The organism is Streptococcus sp. 2018WUSS126 (genome assembly GCF_044427425.1).
Lineage (GTDB): Bacteria > Bacillota > Bacilli > Lactobacillales > Streptococcaceae > Streptococcus > Streptococcus hashimotonensis.
Genome location: NZ_JAOTGB010000007.1, coordinates 41,483 through 59,167, shown reverse-complemented (window position 1 = coordinate 59,167; position 17,685 = coordinate 41,483). Strand labels below are relative to the sequence as shown.

The 17,685-nt window shown below is 42.3% G+C and carries 20 protein-coding genes; 2 read left to right on the top strand and 18 right to left on the bottom strand.

Annotated features, from left to right (window positions below):
- Positions 1–241 precede the first annotated feature (241 nt).
- From ODU34_RS03895 to rplK, 12 genes are all read right to left on the bottom strand, one after another.
- Complete coding sequence (locus ODU34_RS03895; protein WP_398578297.1) at positions 242–1,264, bottom strand: PhoH family protein; 1,023 nt, start codon at positions 1,262–1,264, stop codon at positions 242–244.
- 78 nt (positions 1,265–1,342) lie between these two features.
- On the bottom strand, positions 1,343–1,558 hold the full coding sequence (locus ODU34_RS03890) for a YozE family protein (RefSeq protein ID WP_009910192.1): 216 nt from the start codon (positions 1,556–1,558) through the stop codon (positions 1,343–1,345).
- A 5-nt stretch (positions 1,559–1,563) separates the two neighbouring features.
- Complete coding sequence (locus ODU34_RS03885) at positions 1,564–2,019, bottom strand: DUF1801 domain-containing protein (protein ID WP_105179024.1); 456 nt, start codon at positions 2,017–2,019, stop codon at positions 1,564–1,566.
- An 8-nt stretch (positions 2,020–2,027) separates the two neighbouring features.
- The gene (locus ODU34_RS03880) at positions 2,028–2,948 is read right to left on the bottom strand and encodes a 2-dehydropantoate 2-reductase (RefSeq protein ID WP_105179023.1); all 921 of its coding nucleotides are present in this window, start codon (positions 2,946–2,948) and stop codon (positions 2,028–2,030) included.
- 9 nt (positions 2,949–2,957) lie between these two features.
- On the bottom strand, positions 2,958–3,812 hold the full coding sequence (cvfB, locus tag ODU34_RS03875) for an RNA-binding virulence regulatory protein CvfB (RefSeq protein ID WP_024384950.1): 855 nt from the start codon (positions 3,810–3,812) through the stop codon (positions 2,958–2,960).
- Positions 3,813–3,943: 131 nt separating this feature from the next.
- Positions 3,944–4,501: a ribosome recycling factor gene (frr, locus tag ODU34_RS03870; RefSeq protein ID WP_024391695.1), complete on the bottom strand. Its 558-nt coding sequence runs from the start codon at positions 4,499–4,501 to the stop codon at positions 3,944–3,946.
- Between the two features lie 151 nt (positions 4,502–4,652).
- Positions 4,653–5,387: a UMP kinase gene (gene pyrH, locus ODU34_RS03865; RefSeq protein WP_015445263.1), complete on the bottom strand. Its 735-nt coding sequence runs from the start codon at positions 5,385–5,387 to the stop codon at positions 4,653–4,655.
- Between the two features lie 166 nt (positions 5,388–5,553).
- The gene (locus ODU34_RS03860) at positions 5,554–7,194 is read right to left on the bottom strand and encodes an oligosaccharide flippase family protein (RefSeq protein WP_398578325.1); all 1,641 of its coding nucleotides are present in this window, start codon (positions 7,192–7,194) and stop codon (positions 5,554–5,556) included.
- Positions 7,195–7,448: 254 nt separating this feature from the next.
- Entirely contained in the window at positions 7,449–8,237 is a 789-nt protein-coding gene (gene yghU / locus ODU34_RS03855) for a glutathione-dependent disulfide-bond oxidoreductase (RefSeq protein ID WP_105179022.1), read from the bottom strand.
- An 8-nt stretch (positions 8,238–8,245) separates the two neighbouring features.
- Complete coding sequence (locus tag ODU34_RS03850) at positions 8,246–8,536, bottom strand: hypothetical protein (protein ID WP_012775208.1); 291 nt, start codon at positions 8,534–8,536, stop codon at positions 8,246–8,248.
- A 106-nt stretch (positions 8,537–8,642) separates the two neighbouring features.
- Positions 8,643–9,332: a 50S ribosomal protein L1 gene (gene rplA, locus ODU34_RS03845; RefSeq protein WP_004194879.1), complete on the bottom strand. Its 690-nt coding sequence runs from the start codon at positions 9,330–9,332 to the stop codon at positions 8,643–8,645.
- A gap of 40 nt (positions 9,333–9,372) precedes the next feature.
- Positions 9,373–9,798, bottom strand: coding sequence for a 50S ribosomal protein L11 (gene rplK, locus ODU34_RS03840; protein ID WP_002935890.1), 426 nt, complete (start codon positions 9,796–9,798; stop codon positions 9,373–9,375).
- A gap of 154 nt (positions 9,799–9,952) precedes the next feature.
- On the opposite strand from rplK, the gene ODU34_RS03835 reads away from it, so the two are divergent.
- Positions 9,953–10,321 (top strand): DUF3397 domain-containing protein, encoded by a 369-nt coding sequence (locus ODU34_RS03835; protein ID WP_205014586.1) that lies wholly within the window; start codon positions 9,953–9,955, stop codon positions 10,319–10,321.
- Positions 10,322–10,630: 309 nt separating this feature from the next.
- Here ODU34_RS03835 and ODU34_RS03830 read toward each other — a convergent pair whose 3' ends face one another.
- From ODU34_RS03830 to ODU34_RS03810, 5 genes are all read right to left on the bottom strand, one after another.
- Positions 10,631–11,017 (bottom strand): VOC family protein, encoded by a 387-nt coding sequence (locus tag ODU34_RS03830; RefSeq protein WP_002935887.1) that lies wholly within the window; start codon positions 11,015–11,017, stop codon positions 10,631–10,633.
- Positions 11,017–13,386, bottom strand: coding sequence for a DNA translocase FtsK (locus tag ODU34_RS03825; protein WP_105179020.1), 2,370 nt, complete (start codon positions 13,384–13,386; stop codon positions 11,017–11,019). The genes ODU34_RS03830 and ODU34_RS03825 overlap by 1 nt, the downstream gene beginning before the upstream one ends.
- Before the next feature lie 85 nt (positions 13,387–13,471).
- Positions 13,472–14,011 (bottom strand): hypothetical protein, encoded by a 540-nt coding sequence (locus ODU34_RS03820; protein ID WP_053866828.1) that lies wholly within the window; start codon positions 14,009–14,011, stop codon positions 13,472–13,474.
- Entirely contained in the window at positions 14,012–14,389 is a 378-nt protein-coding gene (locus tag ODU34_RS03815) for a VOC family protein (protein WP_105179019.1), read from the bottom strand. It lies immediately after the preceding gene.
- Positions 14,390–14,473: 84 nt separating this feature from the next.
- Positions 14,474–14,827 carry a DUF2500 domain-containing protein gene (locus ODU34_RS03810; RefSeq protein ID WP_024413393.1) on the bottom strand — a complete coding sequence of 118 codons (354 nt, stop codon included), beginning with the start codon at positions 14,825–14,827 and terminating at the stop codon, positions 14,474–14,476.
- A gap of 143 nt (positions 14,828–14,970) precedes the next feature.
- Between ODU34_RS03810 and ODU34_RS03805 the strand changes: the two genes are divergently transcribed.
- Entirely contained in the window at positions 14,971–15,774 is an 804-nt protein-coding gene (locus tag ODU34_RS03805; protein ID WP_398578296.1) for a peptidylprolyl isomerase, read from the top strand.
- A 255-nt stretch (positions 15,775–16,029) separates the two neighbouring features.
- On the opposite strand, the gene ODU34_RS03800 is transcribed toward ODU34_RS03805, so the two are convergent.
- Complete coding sequence (locus ODU34_RS03800) at positions 16,030–17,574, bottom strand: peptide chain release factor 3 (protein ID WP_002935863.1); 1,545 nt, start codon at positions 17,572–17,574, stop codon at positions 16,030–16,032.
- Positions 17,575–17,685: the final 111 nt, after the last annotated feature.

The window sequence follows — 17,685 nt, the reverse complement described above, 5'->3', positions numbered from 1 at the left end:
TACCATTGACAAAGCAACGTTGTGACAATGCTTTAAGGGAGTCGGGCAATAGGCTTGGTATAACTTGTGACAAATAGTTGATATTTGCTGTACGATGCGATTTTACGATATGCTGTAAGTCGCTCATTTGGACTAAGCTCCTGTTTGTTTCGTCACTTACAGTATCGTCCATTTGGACTTTTTATTGTATATTAAATGTAACTAGCATCACAATTCTTTTATATATCAGCCAATGAAACAACTACTCCTCACCATTGTATTTCCGACTAGGCTGCCCAATCGTTTCAAAACTTGCTCGGCTATCAGCTGCCAGAGCCTCCTGCTCGTAGGCATTGATAATCTGGGCAACGACTGGGTGGCGAACCACATCCTTGGCTGAAAAATGTACGAAATCAATCTGTGGAATCTTGCTTAGTTTCTCCGTCGCATCAATCAAACCTGACTTAACCTTGCGTGGCAGGTCAATCTGACTAATATCCCCATTGACAATCATCTTGGAATTAAAGCCCAGACGGGTCAGGAACATCTTCATCTGCATAATGGTGGTATTTTGCGCCTCATCTAAGATGACAAAGGCATCTTCCAAGGTCCGCCCCCGCATATAGGCCAGCGGTGCAATCTCGATAATCTCGCGCTCCATTAGGCGCGTGGTCTGCTCCTTGCCCAAAATCTGGTAGAGAGCATCATAGACAGGACGCAAATAGGGGTCTACTTTTTCTTTTAAGTCCCCTGGCAAAAAGCCTAAACTTTCGCCTGCTTCTACCGCAGGACGTGTCAGAACAATCCGCTTGACCTGTCCCCGCTTGAGGGCTGTTACAGCTAGAGTAACCGCCAAGAAGGTCTTACCTGTACCAGCAGGACCGATTCCAAACACGATGTCATGACGCTTTACGCTGTCCACGTAGAGTTTTTGTCCAAGGGTCTTCACGCGAATGGGTTTGCCATAGTTGTCCTTGATAATCTCTTCTTCATAGAGGGCAACGAATTTCTCAATCTCATCATTTTTTGCCATGGAAATAGCTGTGACCACATCTGGCGTATTGACAACCAAACCACGACTCACCAAGACAAGAAGAGACTGGATAACAAGACGCGCTTGTTCTACATGTTCTTCCTGGCCAATCACCTGCACTTTTTCCGTACGGGCATGAATAACCACACCTAGTTCCTGTTCCATCAATCTCAGATGGCGTTCATTCGAACCAAATAGGCTAAACGAATCATCTGGATGCTTGAGTTGAATATCAATTGAATGTTCTAGCAAGAGTTGCTCCTTTTCCTGTGCTTTTCTCTATTATAACAAAAATAGCCCAAACAAGGCTATTTTGTACTATTTTATCCATCAATGTCCCAAATAATCTTCCCAAATCGCATCAAAATCAGACATGGAAAAGGCAAAGCTGGCCGATTCCTCCAAAAATCGACTGACTTCATCGAAATTATCTGATTGCTTAGGAAAATCAGATTCATCAAAGGCATAATCTGCCAAGATAGCTACTGGTTCATTACTTTTCGGGTTGCGCTGGGTCATCAACCAAGAATAAAAACTTCTTCTCACTACATCTACTTTCTATGATTTTTTTCGTAGAGCTCTATATAGCGCTCCATAGACATCTTACTAACCAATTCCCCTATCAATTCATAAGGAATGTTCTTGGGATTTTTCATGCGAACACAGGACTTGCCCATATCCAGTTTGGTAGGTACCTGTGCTTGATAAGCAGCAACGAACCAATCATTCAATTCTTGGTCCATATAGATTCCCATGTGGTAGAGGGCGATGTGTGCCTTTTGTGATGCCAAGGTAAGGAAAGGCAGGGGCTCTCCCGGTGTGCAATGATAACCATCAGGGTAGGCATTAAGCGGCACATAATAGTTAATCATACCTCCCAAGATGCCTACTTCAAAACCAGCTGGTAACTGTTCCACAATCACTTGATGGAGCCGTTCAACCGCTTCCTTCCGATTCTCAGGCAAGGCAACCATATATTCTTCAATCGTTTCCACTTCAATCAGCATAGCAACCCCTATCTCAATCCAAGCATAGCTTCCTTAGCATGCACCATTTCCGTAATCATCTGGCAATAAGGCGTTGGAATACCTGCACGTTTACCCTTGAATACAACAGCTCCATTCAGATAATCAATTTCTGTCTTTCGACCATGTTGGACCAAATCCTGATGCATAGATGGATAGTGATTGGAAGCTTTCTTCGAAGCATCAATAACATATTTCCAAATAGCTTCTTCGTCAATTCCATCTGCCTCAGACTTAGCAACAGCAATAAATTCTTTGAAAATCCCCTGTACTAGATTCAGTCCAGCCTCCGTACCAAATAATTCACCAATTGTACAGTCTAAAATGGTACAAGTTGGATTCATCACACCATTGACACAGGCTTTCTGCCAAATAGCACTGACAACATGATTGTCATAGGTCACATTTAGTCCAGCTTCATTCAGCATTTCAATAATATCCGCAACTGAATGCTCATCACCAAGAATATGCTGAACGGAGATAGAACCTGGCCCCTGCAAATTCGCGTGTCCTGGCCCCTTAAGCCCAGCCAGCCAAATAGTCACACCGACCATGATACTTTCATCTGGCACATAACGGCGCATGGTAGTCGCATGACCCAGCCCATTCAACAGGCTAAGAACCTTGGTCTTCTTGCCAATAATCCCTTTAATATCCTGCAACATCTTGGGCAACTGGTCCGCCTTGGTCAGAAGAATAATCAAATCAGCCACTTCCGTCGCCTCAGTCGGCTTCATAATCGGTAAGTGGACCACATCATCAAAATCACCTGTCACCTTTAAGCCATTTTCACGAATGGCCTCAATGTGAGCATCCCAATTATCCAGCAAAATCACTTCATGAGCTGTTTTGGACAACTGATAACCAAACCGACAGCCCATGGCACCACTTCCAGCAATATATACTAGCATAGACGCCCCCTACACCAACTCTGTTCCCAAAGAATCCTGTTTAATTTTTCCAGCCTTCATCAGACCTCCAAGAGCTTTTTTGAATTGCCCTTTGGAAATACCAAAGGTGGCCTTGATGTCTTCCGGAGCAGACTTATCGTTCAAGGTCATGAAACCTCCATTGCTTTCCAGATAAGTCAATATCATCTGGGCATCATTTTCCAGCATCTCAAATGAACGTGGCTTGAGAGACAAGTTCAAGGTCCGATCAACTGCACGGTAGCCGATGACACGCGCCTCTAAAACCTGACCCAAACGTGGTTCCGCGAAGCGTTCGCTCGGATGGATAAAACCAAGCATGTTGTTGTCTGGCAAATAAACAAAAGTACCATTCATTTTCAAACGATAGACAATCGCTCGCAGATTTTGATTTTGCATATTGTCATAGGCAGGTCCAGCCATTTTCTGAAAATCTTCCTGAAAAGCTGGCAGAGCCCAAATGCGATCCTTCTTATCGACGTCTAATTTGACGTACAACTGATCCCCTTTTTTCGGCCAGAGTTCCTTGATTTCAGGCAAAATGTCTAAGGAAACAACCACTTGCTTGTCTGGCAGACCTGTATCCACAAAGACCCCCAAATCCTTACGTACCTCTGTGACAGTTCCCCAACCAAAGCTGGTACGACTCGCCCCAACTTCCTTAGTTGTCAAACGGAGTTTTTGTTTCATATCGGTATAGGCAAATCCCTTAACAGATTGACCTAGACTATGTTCTCCTTCATCCTTAGAAAGAGCAAAGGTTCTACCCTCTTTTTGGACAAAGTAAAACTGATCGTTTTCGTCAGTCACTAAACCAACGATATACTGTGCTAATAAATCATTCATGATTTTCTTCTTTCTGATTAAAAAGTGGGGGAAGTCTTGTCTAACTCCCCCCATTAGATTTCTTATTGGTTCACCACTGGAAGTTAGACAGCCCGGTGATGATTTGTTTTTGTAGCCTAAAAACGTGTTGATTAAACTTCCAACAATTCTTTTTCTTTGTCGGCAGTCATTTTATCAATTGTTTTGATAGCATCATCTGTTACTTTTTGAATATCTTTTTCAAGTGACTTCAATTCGTCTTCAGTGATTTCTTTTGCTTTTTCAGCTTTTTTAGCATCATCCATAGCATCACGACGGATATTGCGGATAGCAACTTTAGAGTTCTCACCCACTTTTTTCACATCCTTCGCCAAGTTCTTACGCGTTTCCTCTGTAAGGGCAGGGATAACCAAACGGATAACAGTACCGTCAGATTGTGGCGTCAAACCAAGATCTGAAGCGTTCAAAGCACGCTCAATATCCTTCAAGATTGACTTATCAAACGGAGTAATCAATAAAACACGCGCTTCTGGCACTGTAATACCAGCCAACTGGTTCAATGGTGTTGGAGAACCGTAGTACTCAACGGAAATACGGTCCAACAAACTAGCATTGGCACGGCCAGCACGAATGTGGCTAAATTCACGTGCCAAACTCTGATGAGATTGATTCATGCGCTCTTGCGCTTTAGCAATAATTTCTTTAGACATAAGACTTCCTTCTTTGTATTTTTTTTACAGTCTTTTAGTTTACTTTTAGTACTAGGCAACGAGCCACAGGCATAATTGAAGTTGGAAATAAGGAAACAATACTTCCTCGATCGTCGAAGTACATAAAAGAAAAACTAAATGACGATATGATTTATTTTTCTTCTGAAGAATTTGAAACGGTAGTACCGATTGGCTCACCGAAGACAACACGTTTAATATTTCCTGGTTCATTCATATTGAACACGACCAAATCAATATCATTGTCCATTGAGAGAGTTGATGCCGTCGCATCCATGATTTTCAAACCACGACTAATCACTTCACGGTGTGTCAATTCATTGAATTTAACTGCATTAGCATCTTTCTTCGGATCAGCATTGTAGACGCCATCCACACCATTTTTAGCCATCAAAATCGCATCCGCTTCAATTTCTGCAGCACGAAGAGCCGCTGTCGTATCCGTTGAGAAGTACGGAGAACCAATACCAGCTCCAAAAATAACAATGCGACCTTTTTCAAGATGACGAAGAGCACGACCGCGAATATAAGGCTCTGCAACTGACTGCATCGCAATCGCTGTCTGCACACGTGTATCCACACCAAGCTGTTTAAGGGAATCAGCCATTACAAGAGCATTCATAACAGTCCCCAACATGCCTGTATAGTCTGCTTGAACTCGATCCATACCCGCTTCAGCAGCAGGTTCTCCACGCCAAAGGTTACCACCACCAATAACAAGGGCAATCTGAATACCTGATTCTGCGACTTCCTGAATTTCCTTTGCCATTTCCTGAACAGTTTTAAGGTCAATACCGACACCACGTTCACCAGCCAAGGCCTCACCAGATAGTTTGATTAGAATACGTTCGTATTTAGGTTTCATCATCTCTCTCCTCTTTTTTATCCCTACTATTCTACCACAAAAACCGTTTTTTTTATACTGAAATCTCCAAGAAAAAAGGAAAATTCTCAACGAACTTTCCTTCTCGCATTCTAAAACGCCTCTTTTTCCCAGCTTTTCAATAGTAGAAAATAGAGATTTTTAAAACAAACTAGCCTAGGCGCAATTTCCTCCGTAAACTCTGAGCCCGACTTCCAATTAAACGATCTAGCTGACGAGTCTTCAATGTCAAGATGACAAAAACAAGCATACCTGCTCCACCTGCAACAGCCAAGTGGATAAAGCTAGATACATAGCCATTTGCTGGAAGGATAAGATTCAGGACAAATTCAATCCCCCATACAATGAATCCCATTACGATAGAAATCCAACTAATGGTCGCAATATCTTTTATCACTAGTCTTTCATCAATATGCAGAACCTTATCAATTCGTCTATAGAAGAGGTACAGCATAATTCCCAACCCAAATATCGTCGAGATAAAGCTACCATATACCTTAAAGACATAGATCATTGGTACTTGTAAAATGATTTTCACTAGCATCCCAATCAAGAAATAATAAATCGCTCTTCTATTTTCAAATATCGCTTGAATGACTACACTAATGACAGAATATAGTCCCAGAGGTAAAATTAAAAATAAGTTCCAAATGAATAGAGTAATGGCGATAGGCTCTGACGGTCCGTAAAAAATCGTATAGAGTGGCCCGGCTAACAGGACTGTTCCAACAATTGCCGGTATAGTGAATATAAAGAGTAATTGTAGATTATCCGCCACTAAATGAGACGCCGCCTTCAAATCTTTCTTGACAAATTTCTCTGTAATCAATGGAATAGCAACACTTCCCAAACTCAGTGAAATCCCGATAATCATCATCGTAATCTTACTTGGATTGGCAGCCATATATGAATAAAGTTCCAAAAGTTCCGAATTACTGTAATCCGTAATTCTTTCCATAACACGAATAAAGGTGACTTGGTCAATAAACTGCAATAATTGAATCGTTAGACCTAAAATGATAATTGGAATCGCATCTCGAACAGTTTCCTTAATAAGTTGACCTGTATCCAAAGAAATCTTTTGTTTCTTAGCATGAAGCAACTTGCCAAGGTAACCTTGCTTCCATAAAGTATAAACTAAAATCCCAACACTAGCAATCATCCCGACAAAAGCTGCAAAGGTAGATTGGACAACCGCTTCAAGATAGTCACCGTTACCCAACTTCATAATCATAAATGTTGCTGCCAGTATCCAGATAACCCGTACCAGCTGCTCTGCAAGCTGACTGATCGCATAGGGCTTCATATCGTGCCGACCTTGGAAAAAACCACGCAAAATACTCATGGCTGGGAAGATAAAGAGAGGCGGGACTAGACTATACATGACTGGAAGTAACTTTTCCTTTGACCCCGATGCGTCTGCCAACCACGGAGCACTTAGATACATGACCCCTGCAAAGACAGCTCCAAAGACCAACATGAGCTTGAAGAATTCTCTGACCAAGTAAAGCGACACCTCTTCTTTACCCAAGACATTGTATTTAGCTACTTGTTTGGCAATAGCTGTCGGAAGACCAGCTGTTGAAATCAATAAGAAGTTGGCATAGATTTGATACCCCATACTAAAGAGGGCATTGGCTTCAGCTCGATATTCCCCTAACCAAATATACCAGGGAATAACATAGGCAACACCAAGCAGGCGACTAAGAATATTTCCAGCAGTCAACCAAGCCAAGCCTCTGGCCATTGTCGCCTGTTCTTTGGACTGCTGCATTTCAACTTTTTCGGACATTTTTCTATTACTTTCTATGTAAATATAAGACAGGAAAAACTCATACTCTTCGAAAATCAAAATCAGACGTTGTTGACTTGATTTGATGAACTTCAGTTCTATCTGCATCTACGTCGCCTAGTCTAATTCTGATTTTCATTGAGTATCAATTATTAATTTCTATTTTTGGATTTTCACAAAGTCTAACTCTTTCATTATAAACTTTTATCATACCAAAGTAAAAGAAAAACCCACCTATAAGGTGGGCAAGTCAATTAATTATCAATTGAATGATATTTCACTGTCAACCCTCGTTGTACAGCTGGGCGTTGGGCTATTTTCTCTACCCAGGACTTTAGATGCTTGTAAGAATCAACATCTAAAAATTCTGCCGATCCTGGATATAGTTCTCCTTGAACCAAGCGACCATACCAAGACCAGATAGCAATATCTGCGATGGTATAGGTATTTCCAGCTACATATTCTCTTATCCCCAATAATTGATCCAAGAGATCCAGCTGACGCTTAGTTTCCATTGTATAGCGATTAATCGGATATTCTTGCGCTGTCGGAGCGTAATGGAAGAAATGTCCAAATCCTCCACCAACAAATGGAGCGGCGCCAGTTTGCCAGAAGAGCCAATTAAGAACCTCTGTCCGCTCTGCCCAGGCTTTTGGTAGGAAGGCGTCAAACTTTTCTGCCAAGTAGAGGAGAATATTGGCTGATTCAAAGACCGAAATCGGTTCTTGCTCGGAATAATCTACCATAGCTGGTATTTTGGAGTTGGGATTGATGGCAACAAAATCCGAGCCAAATTGATCTCCTTGACCGATATTGATGAGAAAGAGGTCATAATCAGCTTCCGAAATACCTAACTCTTTCAACTCCTCCAACATAATAGCAACCTTAATGCCATTCGGAGTCCCCAATGAATAGACTTGGAAAGGCTTCTCTCCCTTTGGTAGGTCTTGCTCAAAGCGACTGCCCGCTGTTGGACGGTTGCCAGATCGGTTGTCATTTTCATCTTCCCACTTCCAAACGAGTGGTTTTGTGTATTCTGTCATGTTTTCTCCTATTTTACCTTTCCTGGAAAAAGACTGGCATAGCGATAATGGTTTTGAACCTCTTGAAGGTAATGGGCTAGTTGCACCAATTCCTTAGGCGCTCGGCAAGTCAGAGCTGTTAACTCTGCATTGATAAAGCGACTTAAGTGTCCTGCCAGTATATAGAGATTTTCCTCCTTGTCCAGCTGACCTGCTACCTCCAATATTTTTTCACGCAGGGCTTCTGAAAATGCTTCCTGCGGAAGGTTGTAGGCTGCAGAAAGGTATTTATAAAGCTCTTCTTTCTCTGCTACTTTCATTGGATAACTCCTTTTATGTAAATTGAATATAGTATAAATCGAAATCAAGTGCTTGTCAAGAAAATCTCAAGAAAAAAAGATTGCCTTAAGACAATCTTTCTATTGATTAAAGTGAGTTAGGATCAACTTTGATACCAACACCTTGTGTTGTTGTGATTGATACTGAAGTCATGTAAGTACCTTTAGCTGTAGCTGGTTTAGCTTTAGCCATTACATCGTGGAAAGCTTTGAAGTTTTCAACGAGTTTGTCAGCGTCAAATGATACTTTACCGATAAGAGCTTGTACGATACCTGCTTTGTCAGCACGGTAAGTGATTTTACCACCTTTAGACTCTTCAACTGCTTTAGCAACATCCATTGTTACTGTACCAGTTTTAGGGTTTGGCATCAAGTTACGTGGACCAAGTACACGACCAAGACGTCCAACAACTGCCATCATATCTGGAGTTGCGATAACAACGTCGAAGTCCAACCAACCACCGTTGATTTTAGCAACGAGGTCGTCTTCACCAACAAAGTCTGCACCAGCAGCTTTTGCTTCTTCTGCTTTAGCACCACGTGCGAAAACAAGAACGCGTGAAGTTTTACCAGTACCGTTTGGCAATACCATTGCACCACGGATTTGTTGATCAGCTTTACGTACGTCGATGTTCAAGTTGTAAGCAACTTCAACTGACGCATCAAATTTAGCGAAGTTAGTTTCTTTTGCAAGAGCAACAGCTTCTTCTACGCTGTAAAGTTTTGTGCTGTCGATTTTTTCAAGAGCAGCACGCAAGTTTTTGCTTTTTTTAGCCATGTTATATGTCTCCTTGTAATCAGATAATCTTGGGTGCTACTTAGTCAGTAACAGTGAATCCCATAGAACGAGCAGTACCTTCGATCATACGCATTGCAGCTTCAAGAGATGCAGCGTTCAAGTCAGGCATTTTAGTTTCAGCAATTTCTTGTACTTGTGCACGAGTAACTGTTGCAACTTTAGTTTTGTTTGGTGTACCTGAACCTTTTTCAACACCTGCAGCTTTTTTCAAAAGAACAGCAGCTGGTGGTGTTTTAGTGATGAAAGTGAATGATTTATCTTCATACACAGAGATAACTACTGGGATAATCATACCAGCTTGGTCAGCTGTACGAGCGTTAAACTCTTTTGTGAATCCCATGATGTTGATACCTGCTTGACCAAGTGCTGGTCCGACTGGTGGAGCTGGAGTAGCTTTACCTGCAGGAATTTGAAGTTTTACGAGTTTTTCGACTTTTTTAGCCATGATATAAAATCCTCCTATTGTGGTTTTGGCGGTAATTAAAGATTTTTACCTCCCACAAATATGTGTTTTACACATACCTTTTCATTATACACGAATTTCAAAGAAATGCAAGCTTTAGGTTTACTTTTTTTCACATTTTTTATAGAATGAATGTATGTTTGAATCGATTATATTTTTAAAAATAATAGCCTTTCTATTTATCTTTCTAACCTTGGCCATTTCGATAATTGCTGTCAAGTTTTTTAGGTTGCAAAACCGAGGATGGAACTTTGCAGACATTGCCTTTCCTCTCTATGCAATTGAATTTTATCTGATTTCGGACAAGGCCTACTATAACAGTCTACTGCCTCAGCTTGTCCTAGCCCTCTCACTACTAGCGATTGGTCTTTGTGGTTTCTTCCTTTTAAAGAAAAAGAATTTTTTATACCGCCGTTTCTTCAAGGTTTTCTGGCGAGCTAGTTTTATCTTGACCTTTTTGATGTATCTAGCTTTGGTTATTGCGGTCTTCACTTTAAAATCCTAAAATCATCCATCCTTTCATCGATGGCATAATGAATCCCCATTGCAGGCGCAGCGGGGATTCTTTTTTATACTAAATCAGACAAGGCGACATAGATGCATAGTCGAATGAATTAGCTTTCAGACAAGGAACTGAGGTGCAGGCTGTACTATAGTACGGCAAGCCGAAAGTGACGATGTATCAAAGTTAATTCAAATGACTATAGATAGAACTGACGTTCATCAAATCAAGTCAACAGCGTATGATTTTGATTTTCTAAGAGTATTAATTAGTTGTCATATTGATAGGCCTCTCTGGACATGAAAAGATGGACTATTCATGAATTTCTAGAGGGAGGCCATCTGGATCAAAGAAGAAGGCCATTTTTTTACCATCAAAATCATCTGTTCGCAGGACTTCATGTCGGATGTCCAGACGATCAAACTCTTCCAGACAGGCTTCCACATCTGCAACCTGGAAGGCTAGATGGCGTAGACCTGTATGTTCAGGATTGGGCATGACCGGACGCATTGGTGCATCTGGTTTGATGAAGATTTCCAAGATCAGATTGCCTTTTTTGACATTGAAGAGAATATCATTTTTTTCTGGGCGAATATGTTCATCCACCTGTTCAAAGCCTAGTTTTTCAACATAAAATTCTCTTGTTTTGTCATAGTCACTACCGATAATTGCAATATGATGAACTGCATCAAATTTCATTATTGTGTTTCCAATACCTTTCTAGGTTTTGTTCCTTCAGCCGGACCAATGACACCCGCTGCTTCTAGCTCTTCCATGAGGCGTGTTGCCCTGTTAAAACCAACAGACAAGCGTCGTTGAATCATAGAGGCGCTGGCTTTTTGTGTCTCAACTACCAAGGCACGTGCTTCGTTGAAAAGTGGATCTCCTCCAGCATCACCAAAACCTACATCGCCATCACCTTCTGCCACTTCACCAGGATCAAAGGATTCATCATAATCTGCATCTGCCTGATCCTTGATAAAGCCAACTATCGCTTCTACATCATCATCGGATATAAAGGAACCTTGCAAGCGGACTGGATGGTTTTCATCAATCGGTTTAAAGAGCATGTCACCGCGGCCCAAGAGTTTTTCAGCACCATTTTCATCTAGAATCGTCCGACTGTCTGTACCGCTTGATACGGCAAAGGCGATACGAGATGGTACATTGGCTTTAATCAAGCCTGAAATAACATCAACAGATGGTCGCTGGGTAGCAAGAATCATGTGGATGCCTGCTGCACGAGCCTTCTGTCCCAAGCGAATAATGGCATCTTCCACTTCCTTGCTGGCTACCATCATCAAGTCTGCCAACTCATCTACGATGACCACAATGAGAGGAAGTGGAATCTGTTTTTCTTCTGAACGGCTATTAAATTCTTCGACCTTCGCATTATAACCTTCTAAGTTTCGGACACCAATTTGGCTAAACAACTCATAGCGTTTCTCCATTTCATCCACTACTTTTTGAAGAGCTCGAGCAGCCTTGCGCGGGTTGGTCACAACGGGAATCAATAGGTGGGGAATATCATTATAGACCGATAATTCGACCATTTTGGGGTCAATCATCATGAACTTAACTTGGTCTGGACCAGCTTTCATGAGAATTGAAGAGATGATACCGTTGACAGCAACAGACTTCCCTGAACCAGTTGAACCAGCCACCAATAGATGGGGCATACGTGCTAGGTTAAAGGAACGGACGGAGCCATTTACAGCCTTACCGAGAGGAATTTCCAGAAGCTTGTCTGGGTCTGTTTTAGATTGTTCCCAGAGCTCACGGAAAGGTACTGTAGCCACTTCGGAGTTTGGAACTTCAATACCGACCAGAGATTTTCCTGGGATAGGAGCTTCAATACGGACATCTTTAGCCGCAAGAGCTAGAGCCAAGTCATCAGCTAGGTTAGAAATCCGATTGACTCGGACACCGACTGCTGGTTTGACTTCATACTTGGTTACCGATGGTCCAATCTCAGCACGCTCAACCACCACCTTGATTCCAAAACTGGCAAAGGTATCTTCTAAAACTTTAATATTCTGGCGAACAATCCGTTTTTCATTGGACTGACTCTTAGCTTTTATAGGAGCAAATAAGTCTATGGACGGAAGTTTATATGCTAGTCTCTGCTTAGGCTTGAAATCAATCTGCATATCTATCTCGTCCTTCTCAAACTCATTTGTTTCAGAATCCTGGCTTGCCGAGTTTGATGGTGCTGGTTGGTCATCTTCTGCCAACATAATAGGAAATTCATCTTCTATGTCTAAGTGGTCATATTCTGAAATAATCGGTACTTGAACAGGCTCTTCTTCTAGGATTTCACCCGTTTCTAAATCGAAATGTCTATCTACCAGCGCCAAAGCCCGAGCTGACTCTTCCTCTTCCTCTAGACGAAGGCGTTCCTCTTCTAGACGAGCTAATTCTTGCTGACGTTTTTCTTCTCGTTCTGCTTTTTTCTGTGTTAGAAGCTCTGCTCTTTTTACCTGCGTCTCCGCCAACTTATCTTTGGCAACCGCCAAGCCATCGGCAACATCATAAACAGACCATGGGCTTACAAAAAAGATACCAAATGCTATCACTAGAAGACCGATGAAGAAGGAACCGACATTTGCAAAGAGGAAGGAGACTGGCAGATAGAAGATACTTCCAATCATCCCTCCACCTAGAAATGCTGTTACCTGAAACTTAGCTAGGTCTGACAAGGCCAATTTTAGAGTATGACCGAATAGGTCACTCCCTTGATAGGTCCAGTCTAAATAAGCCTGAAATTCAATTAATAACCCGATAACAATCAGCCAGAAGCCCGATATGGTCCCTTCTCTTTCGCGTAAGATTTTGGGAATAAGAAGGTAGATAAATGCACCCGCCAATAATAGATAGGCCAGACTACCAAATAATAGCCGGAAAATATTGTAGCTGGTCACTCCAAACACACCTAAGCGACTGGCTGCAAAGGCAATGAATAAAAGCCCCAATACTCGAAGGGTGATATTTTTAACACGTTCTTGCTGTGCTAATTCTGCCTTGGTTGGTCGCCTCGTAGCCTTTCCTTTTTTACTTGTCTTTCTCATAGATACCTCAACTTTCTCAATCTCTTTATTCTATCATAATTGGGAAGAATTTTCATGGGAGAAAAAATAGACCAGCCTTGCCAGTCTACATTTTCTTCTTTGGGTGTTTGTCAATAACTTCTGGATGATTTTCCAGAGCAGCTCTGCCTTTTTCCGTCAGGGCATAGCCACGGACAGCAAAGTAGGGAGCTAGTTTCTCTTCTGTCAAGTGGTCCTTGAGGGCAGTGTCGAGGTCGGCCGCCTTCATCTTGGAAAGACCGGTCACGCCTTCTGCCTTGAGGATATTCTTCTTGGCAGTGGAAGTGATGTGGTCCAGCGAATCAAAGGCTGACTCTAAATAAACATAGCCATCCACCAACAACTTTTCCATGTGGGCAGGTCCGTTGATGCCGTAAATGTACTCAAAATACTTGGAATAGGGCGTCGTAGTTGTAAAAGTGCCAAAATTGACACGCCAGAGGAGGATAATGTCCCCTGCCAGCAGACCTTCTTCTAGCCGAATCATATTGCGTTTTGGAACGGGCTTTGCCTCCAAAAGCCAGGCCGCCAGGTCACGTTCAGGGGAAATATAGGGCTTGACCTCATGGTCTTTATACATTTCTTCAATACGATTCTGAATTGACATTTATTTTACCTCTTGTACTGCGTAATAGTTGCCTTCTTCGTCGCTAAAGTTGAAAGTTTTCATAAATCCAAGATCCATAACTGGGTTGGCATTGACACCGCGTTCGATAAATTCTTGGTAGGTTTTTTCAACATCTGCAGATGCCATCAAGATGGATGGAATACCAAGAAACATCTCTGGATGCATTTCAGCAACTGCTGCCTTATCATGAAGAACAAATTGAACATTGCTATCTACTTTTGGCGCGATAACATAAGAAACTTGCGGACCTTGTTCTTGGCGTTCTACACGCTCAAAGCCAACTTTTTCATTCCAGAATTTTGCAGCTGCTTCAGGATTATTGACATACAGCATAACCTGTCCGATTGATTGAATCATTTTAAATACCTCTTTTGTGTTGTACGAATATCTGTTCAGACCATTATACACTAGGTAGGGATATTTTCAAAAGAAAAACGACTCTTAGAGCCGTTCAAAACCTAGGAAGCGAGTCCCCTGAAAATGCAGGCTGCCTACATCTCCCTCTGCCAAGAGGGCATACTCGTCTGAGCGTACACGGAACTCCTGCCGTCTTCCCTCCCATTCAAACGTTACATAATAATTGGTTCGTGCTACTTCATTACCAAAAACATGGGTTCGTTTAGAGACAAGCTTGGCCCTGTAGGATTCTTTTGGGGCCTGATTGTTATGGTGCCATTCCATAAAATTTTTAATAATATGGAAACAAACCGTCGCTAATATGATTGCAGAAAAACTGTAGAAAAGGACCGTATGCCATACTAGGCTTCCATCTGGGCCAAACAAGTTCTCAAACATCACTATTCTCCTTTTTACATTTGTGAATATAGTATATCATATTGTTGAATTAGATACACTTTTTATACTAGATAAAAATTGAAAAAATCCATATTTCATGGTAGAATGAGCATAATTTTGAACAAGACAAGAAAGGATTTTCAATGAAAAAAATACTAGCTCTTGCTCTAGCTTCGAGCATCTTGCTAACTGCCTGCACAAACAACTCGACAGCTAATAGCTCATCTTCTGCAGCATCTAGCTCTAGTTCAAGCTCGACTACGACAGCTGATACAACTGCTTCTAGCCAATATGCCAAATCTTTGGCATACGCCATTAACAATCCCAAAGCTACATTCCCCCAACTTTCCAATGAAATTGGTGAAAATGAGGCTGCTATTAAAATAAAAACAACCGAAGGCGATATCACTATAAAACTCTTCCCCGAGCAAGCTCCACTAACTGTGGAAAACTTTCTGACCCATGCCAAGGAAGGATACTATAATGGAACGATCTTCCATCGTGTCATTAAGGATTTCATGATTCAAGGTGGCGATCCTCTTGGAAATGGTACTGGTGGAGAGTCTATCTGGGCCGGAAAAGATACTACTATCGATGCTGGAAATGGTTTTAAAGACGAGATTTCAGCTTTCCTTTATAACATTCGTGGCTCACTTTCTATGGCAAATGCTGGTGCAGGAACAAATGGAAGTCAGTTTTTCATCAATCAAAATACAACTGACATGTCTAGCCAACTCTCTAGTTCTAGCTATCCTGGTAAAATCATTGATGCTTATAAAAACGGAGGCAACCCAAACTTAGATGGCAAGCATACCGTATTTGGTCAAGTCATTGAAGGGATGGACATCGTAGATAAAATCGCTTCCGTCGAAACAGATGGTAGCGATAAACCTAAAACAGATGTAAAAATTGAGTCTATTGAGATTCTGAAAGATTACACCTTTTAAAAATGAAGCTGGGCAAGACATCTATGATGTCTTGCCCAGCTTCATGTATTCTATCATATCCTTTTATAGTTATCTTTATCAAGGTAAACTGACTACCGTCAGTTCCTATTCCCAACTAGAAAAGGTCCACTGGACTTCGACGCAGTAGGCGTCAACAAATCACTCTTCGCATTGCTCGAGTTCTTTGGACGCCCTTGCGAGGGAAAGACGACGAAATCAAATCAACTTTGTTGATTACTGATTTCTGTCTTTCCGCTACATCTTCTCTTCCAACTCCACATCAGGATATTTGTCCGCGAACCAGCGGAGGGCGAAGTCGTTTTCAAAAAGGAAAACTGGTTGGTCAAAGCGGTCTTTGGCTAGGATGTTGCGGCTTGATGACATGCGTTCATCCAGGTCTTCTGGCTTAATCCAACGGACAGTCTTTTTTCCCATTGGGGTCATGACTACCTCAGCATTATACTCGCCTTCCATGCGGTGTTTGAAAACTTCAAACTGGAGCTGACCAACGGCACCCAGCATATACTCGCCTGTCTGGTAGTTCTTGTAGAGCTGGATAGCCCCTTCCTGTACCAGTTGCTCGATTCCCTTGTGGAAGGATTTTTGTTTCATGACATTTTTAGCGGAAACTTTCATGAAAATTTCGGGTGTGAAAGTCGGTAGCGGTTCGAATTCAAACTTGTTCTTACCTACGGTCAAGGTATCTCCTACCTGATAGGTCCCTGTATCGTAAACCCCGATAATGTCACCCGCCACTGCATTTTCCACATTCTCACGGGACTCGGCCATGAACTGCGTCACGTTGGACAACTTGGCTCCCTTGCCTGTACGAGGTAGGTTAACCGCCATACCGCGTTCAAATTCGCCTGAAACCACACGGACAAAGGCGATACGGTCACGGTGACGAGGGTCCATGTTGGCTTGGATTTTGAAGACAAAGCCTGAAAAATCTTTGTTGAGCGGGTCAATGACGTCACCAGTTGTCGTCTTGTGACCGTGTGGCTCTGGAGCAAATTCCAAGAAGGTGTCCAGGAAGGTCTGCACCCCAAAGTTTGTCAAGGCTGAGCCGAAGAAAACCGGTGTCAAATCGCCGTCCAAAATCGCCTGCTCTGAAAATTCATTCCCAGCTTCCGCTAAAAGTTCAATATCATCCAGAACTTGTGCATAAAAGGGGTTAGAACCAAAGAGCTTGTCACCCTCGTCCAAGCTTGCAAAACGCTCATCACCTCGGTAGAGTTCCAAGCGTTTATTATGGAGATCATAAAGTCCCTCGAAGGATTTCCCCATACCAATCGGCCAGTTCATTGGGTAGCTGGCAATGCCCAAGACTTCTTCCAACTCCTGTAACAAATCCAACGGCTCACGACCGTCACGGTCCAACTTGTTGATAAAAGTAAAGACTGGAATATTGCGGTGCTTCACAACCTCAAAGAGCTTTTTGGTCTGGGCCTCGATACCCTTGGCAGAATCCACCACCATGACAGCCGCGTCCACCGCCATCAAGGTCCGATAGGTATCCTCAGAGAAGTCCTCGTGCCCTGGTGTATCCAGGATATTGACCCGTTTGCCCGCGTAGTCAAACTGCATAACAGACGAAGTTACCGAGATCCCACGCTGCTTCTCAATATCCATCCAGTCAGACTTGGCAAAGTTACCAGTCTTTTTCCCCTTGACCGTACCAGCCTCACGAATCTCACCCCCAAAGTAGAGCAACTGCTCGGTAATGGTGGTCTTACCTGCGTCCGGGTGAGAGATGATCGCAAAGGTGCGGCGTTTCTTGATTTCTTCTTGTAGTGACATAATGCTTCCTTTTCATTTTTTTGTATTTTGATTCATAGCAGAGCTGAGCTTTTATCTTATTCGATTTGCATTGGATTCATCCTTATTCTTTACTAGACAACTCTCTTATTA